Source organism: Arthrobacter sp. GmRoot5-12 (genome assembly GCF_059739365.1).
Map to the genome: position 1 here is coordinate 3,062,927 of NZ_AP046056.1, position 13,694 is coordinate 3,076,620.

General features: G+C 67.2%; 12 protein-coding genes. 11 read left to right on the forward strand and 1 reads right to left on the reverse strand.

The features are described from left to right. The first annotated feature begins 6 nt into the window (after positions 1–6). Positions 7–1,377: a 4-aminobutyrate--2-oxoglutarate transaminase gene (gene gabT / locus AC6JAM_RS14100; RefSeq protein WP_018769023.1), complete on the forward strand. Its 1,371-nt coding sequence runs from the start codon at positions 7–9 to the stop codon at positions 1,375–1,377. 78 nt (positions 1,378–1,455) lie between these two features. On the opposite strand, the gene rarD is transcribed toward gabT, so the two are convergent. Further along, positions 1,456–2,460: an EamA family transporter RarD gene (gene rarD / locus AC6JAM_RS14105; protein WP_497935134.1), complete on the reverse strand. Its 1,005-nt coding sequence runs from the start codon at positions 2,458–2,460 to the stop codon at positions 1,456–1,458. 119 nt (positions 2,461–2,579) lie between these two features. On the opposite strand from rarD, the gene AC6JAM_RS14110 reads away from it, so the two are divergent. The 10 genes from AC6JAM_RS14110 (at position 2,580) to AC6JAM_RS14155 (ending at position 13,618) form a co-directional block, all read left to right on the forward strand. Then, on the forward strand, positions 2,580–3,575 hold the full coding sequence (locus AC6JAM_RS14110; RefSeq protein WP_134164166.1) for a DNA topoisomerase IB: 996 nt from the start codon (positions 2,580–2,582) through the stop codon (positions 3,573–3,575). A gap of 75 nt (positions 3,576–3,650) precedes the next feature. Next, positions 3,651–5,078, forward strand: a complete 1,428-nt coding sequence (locus tag AC6JAM_RS14115) for an FAD-dependent oxidoreductase (protein ID WP_268003423.1) — start codon at positions 3,651–3,653, stop codon at positions 5,076–5,078. Between the two features lie 43 nt (positions 5,079–5,121). Further along, the gene (locus AC6JAM_RS14120) at positions 5,122–5,436 is read left to right on the forward strand and encodes a DUF4304 domain-containing protein (protein WP_268001775.1); all 315 of its coding nucleotides are present in this window, start codon (positions 5,122–5,124) and stop codon (positions 5,434–5,436) included. 54 nt (positions 5,437–5,490) lie between these two features. After that, on the forward strand, positions 5,491–6,096 hold the full coding sequence (locus AC6JAM_RS14125) for a TetR/AcrR family transcriptional regulator (protein ID WP_134163934.1): 606 nt from the start codon (positions 5,491–5,493) through the stop codon (positions 6,094–6,096). Continuing rightward, a complete protein-coding gene (locus AC6JAM_RS14130) occupies positions 6,096–7,367 on the forward strand; it encodes a glycosyltransferase (protein ID WP_268001774.1) in 1,272 nt (423 codons plus the stop codon). The genes AC6JAM_RS14125 and AC6JAM_RS14130 overlap by 1 nt, the downstream gene beginning before the upstream one ends. Positions 7,368–7,400: 33 nt before the next feature. Beyond that, positions 7,401–8,762, forward strand: coding sequence for a helix-turn-helix domain-containing protein (locus AC6JAM_RS14135; RefSeq protein ID WP_056393038.1), 1,362 nt, complete (start codon positions 7,401–7,403; stop codon positions 8,760–8,762). A 124-nt stretch (positions 8,763–8,886) separates the two neighbouring features. Further along, complete coding sequence (exaC, locus tag AC6JAM_RS14140; protein ID WP_018769031.1) at positions 8,887–10,410, forward strand: acetaldehyde dehydrogenase ExaC; 1,524 nt, start codon at positions 8,887–8,889, stop codon at positions 10,408–10,410. 42 nt (positions 10,411–10,452) lie between these two features. Beyond that, a complete protein-coding gene (gene adhP, locus AC6JAM_RS14145) occupies positions 10,453–11,475 on the forward strand; it encodes an alcohol dehydrogenase AdhP (RefSeq protein WP_497935135.1) in 1,023 nt (340 codons plus the stop codon). Further along, the gene (locus tag AC6JAM_RS14150; RefSeq protein WP_026265729.1) at positions 11,475–11,882 is read left to right on the forward strand and encodes a DUF779 domain-containing protein; all 408 of its coding nucleotides are present in this window, start codon (positions 11,475–11,477) and stop codon (positions 11,880–11,882) included. Before adhP ends, AC6JAM_RS14150 begins: the two co-directional genes overlap by 1 nt. A gap of 176 nt (positions 11,883–12,058) precedes the next feature. Further along, complete coding sequence (locus AC6JAM_RS14155; protein WP_134163931.1) at positions 12,059–13,618, forward strand: amino acid permease; 1,560 nt, start codon at positions 12,059–12,061, stop codon at positions 13,616–13,618. Positions 13,619–13,694: the final 76 nt, after the last annotated feature.

The following is a 13,694-nucleotide window of genomic DNA, read 5'->3' on the forward strand; positions in this document are numbered from 1 at the left end:
CTTCCCATGACCACCACCGCATCAGACATCACCTACCGCCTGGAGCAGAAGCGCAACGTCCAGGCCGACTTCCCGGGCCCCAAGTCCGTGGCACTGACCGAACGCCGCAAGTCCGTGGTGGCTGCCGGGGTCGCCTCCAGCGTCCCGGTCTACGTTGCAGACGCCGACGGCGGCATCATCCACGACGTCGACGGCAACTCCTTCATCGACCTCGGCTCGGGCATCGCCGTGACCAGCGTGGGAGCGTCCGATCCCGCCGTCGTCGGCGCCGTCAAGGAAGCGGTGGAGCACTTCACCCACACCTGCTTCATGGTCACCCCGTACGAAGGCTACGTGGCGGTCGCCGAGCAGCTGAACCGCCTCACCCCGGGCGACCACGAAAAGCGCACCGTCCTCTTCAACTCCGGCGCGGAAGCAGTGGAAAACGCCGTCAAGGTGGCCCGCCTGGCAACCGGCCGGGACGCCGTCGTCGCCTTTGACCACGCCTACCACGGCCGCACCAACCTGACCATGGCGCTGACCGCCAAGGCCATGCCGTACAAGACCAACTTCGGACCGTTCGCTCCCGAGGTCTACCGCATGCCCATGAGCTACCCGTACCGCGAGGAAAACCCCTCCATCACCGGTGCCGAGGCCGCCAAGCGTGCCATCACCATGATCGAGAAGCAGATCGGCGGCGACCAGGTGGCCGCGATCATCATCGAGCCCATCCAGGGCGAGGGCGGCTTCATCGTTCCCGCCGAGGGGTTCCTGCCCGCGCTGGCCGCCTGGGCCAAGGAAAAGGGCATCGTCTTCATCGCGGACGAGGTCCAGTCCGGCTTCTGCCGCACGGGCGAATGGTTCGCAGTGAACCACGAGGGCGTCGTCCCGGACATCATCACCATGGCCAAGGGCATCGCCGGCGGCATGCCGCTGTCCGCCATCACCGGCCGCGCCGACCTGCTGGACGCCGTCCACCCCGGCGGCCTGGGCGGCACCTACGGCGGCAACCCGGTGGCCTGCGCCGCGGCGCTGGCCTCCATCGGCTCCATGGAGGAGTACGACCTGAACGGCCGTGCCCGCCACATCGAGGAACTCGCGCTGGGCCGGCTCCGCGGCCTGCAGACTGAACTGGCCGGCTCCGGCACCGCCGTGATCGGCGACGTCCGCGGCCGCGGCGCCATGCTCGCCGTCGAACTTGTCCAGGCAGGGTCCAAGGAGCCGAACCCGGAACTGACCAAGGCTGTTGCCGCCGCCTGCCTCAAGGAAGGCGTCATCATCCTCACCTGCGGCACCTACGGCAACGTCATCCGCCTGCTGCCGCCGCTGGTCATCACCGACGAACTGCTGAACGACGGCCTGGATGTCCTCGCCGCCGCCATCAAGGCCAACGCCTAACCGGAACGACTCCCTCCGGCAACGCAAAGAAGGTGGGCTCCCGGTTGGGAGCCCACCTTCTTTGTCATCGGACGCTTTCTAGGCGGCCTGGCGGAGCGCTGCCCGGCGGGCCACCGAGTTTCTGCGCGCCGTCCGCAGCATGTCCAGGGTCAGCAGGAGCAGTGCCAGCCACACCACCCCGAACCCCATCCAGCGCTCCACGGTCATGGCCTCCCGGAACACCAGCAGCGCTACCAGGAACTGCAGCACGGGGGCAAAGTACTGCAGCAGCCCGATGGTGGTCATGGGCAGCCGCCGCGCGGAGGCGCCGAAGAAGAACAGCGGAACGGCGGTGATCACGCCGGACGCCAGCAGCAGCCAAAAGTGCCCGGGCCCCTGGGAAGTCAGCGTGGAGCTGCCGTTCGCGGCCAGGACCACCATGGCCACGGCGGCCAGCGGCGCCAGCACCATGGTCTCCACGCTGAGGCTGGTGATGGCGTCCACCCTCGACCCCACCCGGTTCTTGACGAAGCCATACAGGCCGAAGCTGAACGCCAGCGTCAGCGCAATCCACGGCAACTTCCCGTAGGAGTAGGTGAGGACGCCCACGGCCACGAAGCCCACGCCCACCGCGGCCCACTGGAGCGGACGCAGCTTTTCCTTCAGGACGAGCACGCCGAGGAGCACCGAGACCAGCGGGTTGATGAAGTAGCCCAGTGACGTTTCCACCGCCTGCCCGGTGGTCACGCCGTAGGTATAGGTCAGCCAGTTGATGGCGATCAGGAAAGCAGCCAGCGCCAGGGAACCAAACACGCGGCGGTCCTTCAGCGCCGCAGCCAGCACACCCCACGCCCGGGTGACCGTGATCAGGAGGGCGCAGAACAGGAGCGACCACACCACGCGGTTGGCCACGATCTCGACGGCGCCGGCCGGCATCAGGATGAAGAAGTACAGCGGGAGCAGCCCCCACAAAACGTACGCGCCGATGCCGAACAGCATTCCCGCCGTCGAATCCCCGGCGACTGCCTTGGGACCCGCGGGCACCGCATCACCTGCCGTGGAGCGTGACGTGGGGGAGGTGGCTACGGGGGTTCCTTCTGGCATGGGCACGCTTTCCATAACAGCAGCCCGCGGGCAGGTATTCCGGGAGGCAGGCGGGAAAACCCGAAAATAGTCAGTAGGCTTTCTTTCATGACATGTGCCCGTACCCCGCAGCCGGCCCCATGAGGCTCCGGCGCAGCAACGCCTCGGGCCGCGGCTACCGCAGGGTACCGGCAGGCAAAGGCTTCAGTTACCGGGACCTGGACGGCTCCACCCTGCCGCCCGGTCCCGTCCGTGACCGGCTGGAGAGCATCGGCATCCCGCCCGCGTGGACGGACGTCTGGATTGCCCCGTTTGAGAACGGCCACATCCAGGCCACCGGGGTGGACGCGGTGGGCCGTCGCCAGTACATCTACCACCCGGAGTGGCGTGAGCGTAAGGATCGGGTGAAGTTCGACCGGTCCCTCCAGCTGGCCGAATCGCTGCCCGCGGCACGCCGCATGGTCACCATGGACCTGCGCAGCGATGGCTTCACCCGCGAGCGGGTCCTGGCGGCCGCGTTCCGGATGCTGGACAGCGGATCCCTGCGCGTGGGGTCCGAACGCTACACCAATGAAAACGGCAGCCGGGGCCTGGCTACCCTGCTGTGCGCCCACGTCCAGGTCCGCAAGGACCGCATCCTGCTGCGCTTCCCGGGCAAGAGCGGCAAGGACTGGGAATCGGAGATCCGCGACCCGGACCTCGCCGTCGTGCTGCGCCTCCTCAAGCGCCGCGGGCCCAACGCCCGGCTCCTGGCCTACAAGGAGGGCAGGACCTGGCGTCCGGTCACCAGCGCGGACATCAACGCCTACGTGAAGGAGCGGACCGGATCGGACTTCACCGCCAAGGATTTCCGCACCCTTCGCGGGACGGTGGCCGCGGCGGCAAGCCTTGCCCGGACCGGCCCCCAGCGCACGGCGGCCAAACGGAAACGGGCCATCAGCCGGGCCATGCACGAGGCCGCGGAGACGCTGGGCAACACACCCTCCATCGCCCGGAAGAGCTACGTGGACCCCCGCGTCCTGGACCACTTCCATGACGGCGAAACCATCGATCCAAAGCGCCTGGACTCGGCGGAGGCCGAACTCCGGGCACTCCTGTACCGCGAAGGCAAGGTGGTGGCCCTGGCCGCCAACTAGAATGGGGGACTGTGCGCTGCATGACGCGGCGCAGTCTCATAAAACGTGAGCAGGACCAGTTCAGAAGGGCTCCCGGTGTCCAACAAGAGCGAAACCGCCAACCGTCCCCTCCGCGTCGCCATCGTCGGCGCAGGACCGGCAGGAGTCTATGCTGCGGACATCCTCACCAAGTCCAGCGGGGTGAAGGACGGCGACTTCCAGGTCAGCATCGACCTCTTCGAGGCCTACCCCGCGCCCTACGGACTGATCCGTTACGGCGTGGCCCCGGACCACCCCCGCATCAAGGGCATCGTGAACGCCCTGCACAAGGTCCTGGACCGCGGGGACATCCGGTTCCTGGGCAACGTGACCTACGGCCGGGACCTTACCCTGCACGATTTCCGGGCCTTCTATGATGCCGTGATCTTTTCCACGGGCGCCGTGAAGGACGCGGACCTGGACATTCCCGGCATCAACCTCCAGGGCTCGTTCGGCGGCGCCGACTTCGTGTCCTGGTACGACGGGCACCCCGATGTTCCCCGGGAATGGCCGCTCGAGGCCAGGGAAATCGCCGTCATCGGCAACGGCAACGTGGCCCTGGATGTGGCCCGCATGCTGATCAAGCACCCCGAGGAGCTGCTGAGCACCGAGATTCCGGACAACGTCTACCAGGGCCTGAAGTCCTCGCCCGTCACGGACGTCCACGTTTTCGGCCGCCGCGGACCGGCCCAGGTTAAATTCACCCCGCTGGAACTGCGCGAGCTGAGCCACATGGACGACGTGGACATCGTCCTGTATCCGGAGGACTTTGAATTCGACGAGGCCTCGGATGAGGCCATCCGCAGCAACAACCAGGTCAAGACCATGGTGAACACGCTCACCAATTGGCTGGTTGAGGAGCACGCGGAGTCGGAGAGCCCCTCCTCCCGCAGGCTGCACCTGCACTTCCTGCACAGCCCCGTGGAAGTGCTCGACGACGGCACGGGCAGGGTGGGTGGCATCAAGTTTGAGCGCATGCAGCTGGACGGGACCGGCAACGCCAAGGGCACCGGGGAGTACGTCGAATACAACGTCCAGGCTGTCTACCGGGCCATCGGCTATCACGGCTCCGCCCTGGACGAACTGGAGTACGACGCCAAGCGCGGCGTCATCCCCAATGAGGGCGGACGCGTCCTGGATGCCGACGGGAACCCCGTCCCGGGCATCTACACTACGGGCTGGATCAAGCGCGGACCCGTCGGGCTCATCGGCCACACCAAGGGCGATGCGCTGGAGACCATCGGCTTCCTGCTGGAGGACCGGCCGAACCTCCCCGCTGCACAAAACCCGGACCCGCTGGCCATCATCGACTTGCTCGAGGAACGCGGTATCGAATACACCACCTGGGAAGGGTGGAACAAGCTCGACGCCCATGAGGCTGGACTCGGGGCCGCTTGGACCGGACCCGAAGGCCTGGACCACGTGGTGCGCGAACGGATCAAAGTGGTGCCGCGCGAGGACATGATCCGCATCTCCCGCGGCTGACTCCGGCCGCACTCCACCAGCAGGTGGTTACTTAGGGAGGGCCATGAGCAGGAACGTCATTCAAACCACTTTTGACGGCTTCATGAAGGGTGCGGGATTCTCGAAGCACAGCGGATCCTGGTACCGCGACACCGATGACGTGATCACTGTGGCCGAATTGCAGAAATCGCAGTATGGACTGCAGTACTACGTGAACATTGCACTGTGGCTGCGCCCTCTGGGAGAGGCGAAAACCCCCAAAGAGCAGGCCTGCCACTTTCGCAGCCGCCTCTCACTGCTTGTTGGAAGCGCGGACGGGCAGCTGGAGGCTCTGGCCGTGAAGGGGCCATCTGATGGGTCGGGCGGGCCCTGGTTGTAAACCTGGCCCTGTGACCTCTGGCCTCAGAGCCGTATTCAAGTTAGTCTGATTAACATGAATATGGCGGGAACCCGTGCCTACGACTCCCGGAAGCGTGCGGCCTCTGCCGCCGCAACCGGGCGCCGGATCCTGCAGGCAACGCTGGACCTCTTCATGGAGGGGCCGCTCGCCGGCGTGACGCTGAACGCCGTTGCTGAACGGGCCGGGGTGACCGTCCAGACCGTCATCCGCCGCTTCGGCGACCGCCCGGGCCTGATCCACGCCACGGCGGAATTCGCGTCAGCGCAGGTTGCCGGCCAGCGCGGTGCCGCTCCTCCCGGCGACGTACCCGCCGCCGTCGACAATCTCCTGGAACACTACGAAACCACCGGCGCCCTGGCCCTGAAGATGCTGGCCGAGGAGGAAACGTCCCCTGTCCTCGCAGAGATCACCGAAGGCGGCCGGCAGCTCCACCGGCAGTGGTGCGAACGCGTCTTCGCGCCCTTCCTCGCAGATGACTTCCTGCCGGACGGGGTAGAGCGGAAGCGCCGCCTTGCCCAGTTCGTCGCCGTCTGCGACGTCTACACCTGGAAGCTGCTCCGCCTCGATGCCGGGCTCAGCCGCGACCACGTGGCCCACTGCCTGCTCGAAATGCTGGAACCCTTCATCCGGAGGCCCTGATGTCCACCGTCCTTGCCTACACCTCTCCCGCCATCGGCCACCTTTTCCCCATGGTCCCGCTGCTCCAGGAGCTGAAGGCCCGCGGCCATGGTGTCCACGTCCGTACCCTGCGCCGGCAGGTCCCGCTGCTCATGGAGGCGGGGTTCCATGCCGGACCGGTGGATGACCGGATACTTGCGGTCGAGGCCACTGACTACCGCGCCAACAACGCGAAGGCGGCCCTGGCTTCCAGCGTGGAGACCTTCACGGCCCGCGCCCGGTTCGACGCCCCGGACCTGCAGCAGGCCATTGATGACGTTCGCCCGGACCTGCTGCTCATCGACATCAACGCCTGGGGAGCCCGCATCCAGGCCGAATCCTCGGGGCTGCCGTGGGCCACCTTCAGCCCCTACACCCCGCCGCTCCAGTCGAGGGGAACGCCGCCGTTCGGACCCGGGCTTGCCCCCATGTCCGGCCCGCTGGGGAGGGCCCGTGATGCACTGGCCCGCCGCCTGGTGACCGGCGCCGTGGAAAAGCTGATGCTGCCGCACATCAACGCGCTGCGGGCTGAGCTGTCCGCCGGCCAACTGCCACCCGTCAGCGGTGCGGACGAGATGTTCCGCACCGCGCTGCTGATGCTTGTGGCCACGTCGCAGCCGTTCGAGTATCCCCATCCGGACTGGGGGCCGGACGTGCGGATGATCGGCGCGCTCGGCTGGGAACCGCCCGCGGAGCCTCCCTCCTGGCTCGGGGATGGCCAGGACCCCGTGGTCCTGGTGACCACATCCTCCGAATACCAGGCCGACGAAGCCCTGGTACGGGCGGCGCTGGCCGGCCTGGCCGCTGAACCCTTCACCGTGGTGGCCACCCTGCCGGCAGCGGACACCGGGTCCGCCGGGGCGCACCGGGCATCCGGCGCCGAAGCCTTTGCGTCCGTCCCGGCCAATGCCCGGCTGGAACACTTCGTGCCGCACGGTCCCGTCCTTGACCGCGCCGCCGTCGCCATCACGCACGGCGGCATGGGGGCGACGCAGAAGGCGCTCGCCAAAGGGGTGCCCGTGGTGGTGGTTCCGTTCGGCAGGGACCAGCACGAGGTGGCGGCGAGGGTGGTGGCCGCCGACGCCGGGGTGCGGCTGAGCCGGAAGCACCTCACCCCGGAAAGGCTCCGCGCCGCCGTCCACCAGGCCCGGACCAAGGCGCCGGGGGCGCGGCGGGTTGCGGAGGGCTACGCTGCCGCGGGTGGAGCAGTGGCAGGGGTGGATGCGCTGGAGGAACTGGTACGGCTAGACTAGCCGCGCCAGAAGCCTGCACTTTCCGGGAGTTCGATGACGAACCTGCTCCAGCCTGAACCGCGCCAGCGCGCCGCGCTGGCAGGTCACGAGCGCCTGGACGGTGCCATTCCAGAGATGCCGGGCCTGGGCGATGCCACGCCCGAAATCCCCGGCCTGCGCAAACTCATCAGGGAATCGTGGCTACGGTCCGCCGGCTTCAAAGCCAATCCTGACAATGCGGCCGCGCCGCTTGCCTTCGACTGGGACGAGCTGGAGGACTACCGCCGGCAGCACCCCCTTGCAGCGATCATGCCGGTCATCAACAAACTCCTGGTCCAGCCCAGCCATGACAGCGGCCTCCTGGTGGCCGTAGGCGATGAGGTGGGCAGGCTCCTGTGGGTGGACGGCGACCCCACGCTCCAGCGCCGCGCCGAAGGCATGATGTTCGTCCCCGGTGCCGACTGGTCCGAGGCCAGTGTTGGCACCAGTGCCCCGGGAACGGCCCTGGCCCTGGGCAAGGGGATCCAGATCGCCGGCGCCGAGCACTACCAGCGGGCCGTCCATCCCTGGAGCTGCACCGCCGTCCCCTTCCACGACCCCGATTCAGGCGCCGTGCTGGGCGTCGTGGACATCACCGGGACAGCCACCGCGGTGGCGCCGCATACGCTGTCGCTGGTGGAGGCCACCGTGGCGGCCGCGCAGGCGCAGCTGCGGGTGGAGCGCCTGCAGCGCGCGGCGGAGCTGGCCAGGAAGCCCGTACGACGGCGGTCCCCGGCGTCCGCCGGCAGGCAGGGCCAGGGTGCCAAGGAAGGCAGCCTCTACCGGAACAGCCTGCAGCTGCTGGGCCGCGACCAGGCGCTGCTCAGCCTGGGCGGCAGGACGGTTTCGCTGTCCGCCCGGCACAGCGAGATCCTGGCCCTGCTCAGCACCCACCCGGACGGGCTCACCGCGGAGGAACTCAGCTCTCTGCTGTATCCCGGGGACGGCCCTACCATGACGCTGCGCGCCGAGATGGTCCGCCTGCGCAAGGTCATCCAACAGCTTTCCCCGGACGCTGTTCCCGGCTCGCGCCCCTACCGGCTGCCTGTCGACCTGGTGCCGGACACCGGCCAGGTGCTTAGTTGCCTGCAGCGCGGTGCACACCGGATTGCCCTGGAGATTTACCGCGGCGGCGTGCTCCCGCGCTCCGAGGCGCCCGGCATCATCGAGCTGAGGAACAGGGTCTCGTCCCTGCTCCGGGAGGCCGTCCTCACGGATGGAAGTGCCGAGTCCCTGCTCAAGTACGCCGCGCTTCCCGAGGCAAGTGACGACGTCGGAATCCGCCGCGCCGCGCTCCGCCTCCTGCCTCCGCGCTCACCCAAGCGGGCCGCCGTCGTGGCCGACCTGGAACGGCTGGAAGCCGAACTGCGCGCCTGACAACGCCCCCCTGTGACACCGGCCACAGGCCTGCAACCTGGCTGCAACCTGCCAACTCCTACGCTGTCTCCAACGGCGAACGGCCCCTGGGGCCCGCCTTCTGCACAGCAAAGGAGCTAAGCACATGACCGTTTACGCACAGCCGGGAACCGACGGTTCGAAGGTCACCTTCAAGGATCGGTACGAAAACTGGATCGGCGGGGAATGGGTGGCCCCCGTGAAGGGGCAATACTTCGACAACATCACTCCGGTGACGGGCAAGGCGTTCTGCCAGGTGGCCCGCGGCACGGCCGAAGACATCGAACTGGCGCTGGACGCGGCGCACAAGGCGGCACCGTCCTGGGGCAAGACCTCAGCAGCGGAACGTGCCGCCATCCTGAACAGGATCGCCGACCGCATCGACGAAAACCTGGAAATGCTCGCCGTCGCCGAAACCTGGGACAACGGCAAGCCGGTCCGGGAGACCCTGAACGCGGACCTGCCGCTGGCGGCGGACCACTTCCGCTACTTCGCCTCAGCCGTCCGTGCCCAGGAAGGCAGCCTCTCCCAGCTGGACGAGAACACCACCGCATACCACTTCCACGAACCGCTCGGCGTGGTGGGCCAGATCATTCCCTGGAACTTCCCCATCCTCATGGCCGTCTGGAAGCTGGCACCCGCGCTCGCCGCCGGAAACACGGTGGTGCTCAAGCCCGCCGAACAGACGCCAAGCTCCATCCTGGTGCTGGTGGAACTCATCGGGGACCTGCTGCCCGCCGGCGTGCTGAACGTGGTCAACGGCTTCGGCGTGGAGGCCGGCAAGCCGCTGGCCTCCAGCTCCCGGATCCGGAAGATCGCTTTCACCGGCGAGACCACCACCGGCCGGCTGATCAGCCAGTACGCCAGCCAGAACCTCATCCCCGTCACCCTGGAACTGGGCGGCAAGAGCCCCAACATCTTCTTCAACGACGTTGCCCAGGAGAACGACGCGTTCTACGACAAGGCCCAGGAAGGTTTCGCGCTGTTCGCCTTCAACCAGGGCGAAGTCTGCACCTGCCCGTCCCGGGCGCTGGTCCAGGAGGACATCTACGACTCCTTCATGGCGGACGCCGTGGCCCGGGTGGAAAAGATGGTCCAGGGCAACCCGCTGGACACCGATACGCAGGTTGGTGCACAGGCCTCCAACGACCAGTTGGAGAAGATCCTGTCCTACATTGACATCGGAAAGCAGGAAGGCGCCAGGATCCTCACCGGCGGCGCCCGCGCCGAACTCCCGGGCGATTTGGCGGGTGGCTTCTACGTCCAGCCCACCGTGTTTGAGGGCCACAACCGGATGCGGATCTTCCAGGAGGAGATCTTCGGGCCCGTGGTGGCGGTGACTAAGTTCAGCGACTACAACGACGCCATGGGCATCGCCAACGACACCCTCTACGGGCTGGGCGCCGGTGTCTGGTCCCGCAACGGCAACGTGGCCTACCGCGCCGGCCGGGAAATCCAGGCCGGCCGTGTCTGGGTCAACAACTACCACGCCTACCCGGCGGGTGCCGCCTTCGGTGGCTACAAGTCCTCGGGCATCGGCCGTGAAAACCACGCCATGATGCTGGACCACTACCAGCAGACCAAGAACCTGCTGGTCAGCTACGACGAAAACAAGCTGGGCTTCTTCTAGGCCAGCACTACCCCCCGCTACAACGACGCAAGGATTTCGCCAATGACGACGACAATGCAAGCAGCAGTAGTAAACAAATTCGGTGCCGACCTGTCCGTCCAGGACGTCGCCATGCCGGTACCCGGGCCCGGCCAGGCACTGGTCAAAGTCTTGACCACCGGCGTATGCCACACCGACCTCCACGCAGCAGAAGGGGACTGGCCGGTCAAACCCGCCCCGCCGTTCGTTCCCGGCCACGAGGGCGTGGGGGAGGTGGTGGCACTGGGTGAAGGCGTCACCGACCTCCGCATCGGAGACGTGGTGGGCAACGCCTGGCTGTGGTCCGCCTGCGGTGACTGCCAGTACTGCCGCACCGGCTGGGAGACCCTCTGCGAGGCCCAGCAGAACGGCGGCTACACGGTGGACGGGTCCTTCGGGGAGTACATGCTCGTGGACTCACGCTTCGCGGCGCGCATACCGGCGGGATCCGACCCCGTCGAGGTGGCGCCGGTGCTCTGTGCCGGCGTCACCGTCTACAAGGGCCTGAAGATGACCGAGACCCGGCCGGGGCAGTGGGTCACCATCTCCGGCATCGGAGGGCTGGGGCACATCGCCGTCCAGTACGCCGTCGCCATGGGCCTGCGGGTGGCCGCCGTGGACGTCGCCGACGACAAGTTGGCCCTGGCCAGGACCCACGGAGCGGAAGTGACCGTCAACGCGCTGCATGAAGATCCGGTAGAGGTGATCCAGCGTGAAACAGGAGGGTGCCATGGGGTGCTGGTTACGGCGGTGCATCCGTCAGCATTCGGACAGGCCATTGGCATGGCCCGCAGGGGCGGCACCATCGTGTTCAATGGACTGCCTCCGGGGGACTTTCCGGCGCCGATCTTCGACATCGTGCTCAAGGGGCTGACGGTCCGCGGTTCCATCGTCGGAACCCGGCAGGACCTTGAGGAAGCGCTGGATTTCTACGCCAGGGGAAAGATCCGCCCCACAGTGTCCGTCCGGGAGCTCTCCGAGGTCAACGCCGTCTTCGATGAGATGAAGCACGCCAAGATCGACGGCCGCGTGGTGCTGAGGTTCTGATGCCGGACCACGGGATGGACGCCGCCGTGACGCTGCCCGGGGAAGACTTTTCCCGGGTGGCGCTCACGCCGGCGGCCGTGGACCTGCTGCGGATGCTCTGGGACCGGCACGGACCGCTCATGTTCCACCAGTCCGGAGGCTGCTGCGACGGGTCCTCACCCATGTGTTACCCGGCAGGGGACTTCATCACGGGGGACTCGGACGTCCTCCTGGGGCTGTTCGACCTGTCCGACGGCCTGCAGCCACTTCCGCTGGAGTTCTGGATGTCCCGGGAACAGTTCAATTACTGGAGCCACACCCACCTGACCGTGGACGTTGTACCGGGCCGGGGGAGCGGCTTTTCGGTGGAAGCGCCGGAGGGCAAACGCTTCCTGATCCGGTCAACGCTGATGGACTGGCCTGCCTAGCAAGTTCGATGCATTACGCCTCGGGGCTCTCCATTAGGAGGGCCCCGAGCGCGTTGGCGGAAGAATATTCGGCGCAGAGGCCGTCTCACTATTCGGGACGATTGGGGCCGTCCAGTGGATGGACACTATCGTTGATAGGTCTGTTTCCATCACAAACCAGGATTGTGACCCCCCTTATGAATCTTCTGCGGACAAAATCCATCGAGCAGTCGATTGCCGACGCCGATGAGCCAGGGCGCAAACTCAAGCGTTCCCTCAGCACCTGGGACCTCATGATCATGGGCGTCGCCGTTGCTGTGGGCGCCGGTATCTTCTCGGTGGGCGCCAAGGCCGCTGCCAACTTCGCGGGCCCCGCCGTCACCGTCTCCTTCGCCATCGCCGCCGTCACGTGCGCGCTGGCCATCATGTGCTACGCCGAGTTCGCCACCGCCATCCCCGTGGCCGGATCGGCCTACGTCTTCACCTACGCCACCATGGGCGAACTCCTTGCCTGGATCATCGGCTGGAACCTGATCCTCGAGCTGTTCACGGCCGCCGCCGTCATCGCCAAGTACTGGGGCATCTACCTCAGCAAGGTGTTTGCCCTCACGGGCCTCGACATCCCGCCGGCCCTCTCGCTGGGCGGCGTGGACCTCTACTGGGGCGCCTTCCTGATCGTGGCCATCTTCACCGTGCTGCTGGTGCTGGGCACCAAGCTGTCCGCCCGCGTGGGAAACATCTTCACCCTGATCAAGATCGGCGTGGTGCTGTTCGTGATCGTGGTGGGCTTCACCTACGTGAAGCTGGAGAACTACAGCCCGTTCGTTCCCGCCGCCCAGCCCACGGCAGGCACCGGCGCCGCGGACGTCCTGAAGCAGTCCTTCTTCGGCTTCCTGACCGGTGCCGCGCCCGCCCAGTACGGCACCATGGGCATCTTCGCCGGGGCCGCACTGGTGTTCTTCGCCTTCATCGGATTCGACGTGGTGGCCACCTCCGCCGAGGAAGTCAAGAACCCGCAGAAGACGCTGCCCCGCGGCATCTTTGGCGGCCTGGCCCTGGTGACGCTGCTCTACATCCTCGTGTCCCTGGCCCTGACCGGCATGGTGTCCTACACCCAGCTGGCCGAGGCCAAGAGCCCCACCCTCACCACTGCCTTCGAGGCCGTGGGCGACACGTCCGCCGCCAAGGTCATCGCCTTCGGTTCCCTGGTGGGCCTGACCACCGTGATCATGGTGCTCCTCATGGGCCTGTCCCGCGTGGTGCTGGCCATGAGCCGCGACGGACTGCTGCCCCGGTCGCTGTCCAAGACCAGCGACAAGCGTTCCACCCCGGCGCGCCTCCAGATCATCTGCGGCGCCGCGGTTGCCCTGGTGGCAGGCCTGACCAACGTGGACCTGCTCGAGGAAATGATCAACATCGGCACTCTGTCCGCGTTCGTGGTGGTCAGCCTGGGCATCCTGGTGCTCCGCAGGAAGCGCCCGGACCTGAAGCCCGCCTTCCGCGTCCCGTTCGGCAAGGTACTGCCGGTTGTCTCCGCGGTGCTGTGCCTGTACCTGATGACCAACCTCGCCGTGGAGACCTGGATCTTCTTTGCCTTCTGGCTGGTCATTGGCCTGGCGATCTACTTCGCGTACGGACAGCGGCACTCCCGGCTCAACGAGCGCTTCGCCGAGGCCAACACCAGCGTCAACGGCGCGGCCGGCGCCGCTGCAGCCCCCGCCGCTGAACGGGACGAGGATGAGCTGAGCCGCACCTGACGGCCTGCCACCCACGCCTCCTGAACTGCCCGCCCGGCCTGTGCCTGGCGGGCAGCCGCAGTTAAGGCAGCCACGT

Coding starts and splice junctions, on each gene's coding strand:
- adhP (WP_497935135.1), top strand. CDS start 10,453: ATGACGACGACAATGCAAGCAGCAGTAGTAAACAAATTCGGTGCCGAC.
- AC6JAM_RS14150 (WP_026265729.1), top strand. CDS start 11,475: ATGCCGGACCACGGGATGGACGCCGCCGTGACGCTGCCCGGGGAAGAC.
- rarD (WP_497935134.1), bottom strand. CDS start 2,460: ATGCCAGAAGGAACCCCCGTAGCCACCTCCCCCACGTCACGCTCCACG.
- AC6JAM_RS14110 (WP_134164166.1), top strand. CDS start 2,580: ATGAGGCTCCGGCGCAGCAACGCCTCGGGCCGCGGCTACCGCAGGGTA.
- AC6JAM_RS14135 (WP_056393038.1), top strand. CDS start 7,401: ATGACGAACCTGCTCCAGCCTGAACCGCGCCAGCGCGCCGCGCTGGCA.
- AC6JAM_RS14120 (WP_268001775.1), top strand. CDS start 5,122: ATGAGCAGGAACGTCATTCAAACCACTTTTGACGGCTTCATGAAGGGT.
- AC6JAM_RS14130 (WP_268001774.1), top strand. CDS start 6,096: ATGTCCACCGTCCTTGCCTACACCTCTCCCGCCATCGGCCACCTTTTC.
- AC6JAM_RS14125 (WP_134163934.1), top strand. CDS start 5,491: ATGAATATGGCGGGAACCCGTGCCTACGACTCCCGGAAGCGTGCGGCC.
- AC6JAM_RS14155 (WP_134163931.1), top strand. CDS start 12,059: ATGAATCTTCTGCGGACAAAATCCATCGAGCAGTCGATTGCCGACGCC.
- exaC (WP_018769031.1), top strand. CDS start 8,887: ATGACCGTTTACGCACAGCCGGGAACCGACGGTTCGAAGGTCACCTTC.
- gabT (WP_018769023.1), top strand. CDS start 7: ATGACCACCACCGCATCAGACATCACCTACCGCCTGGAGCAGAAGCGC.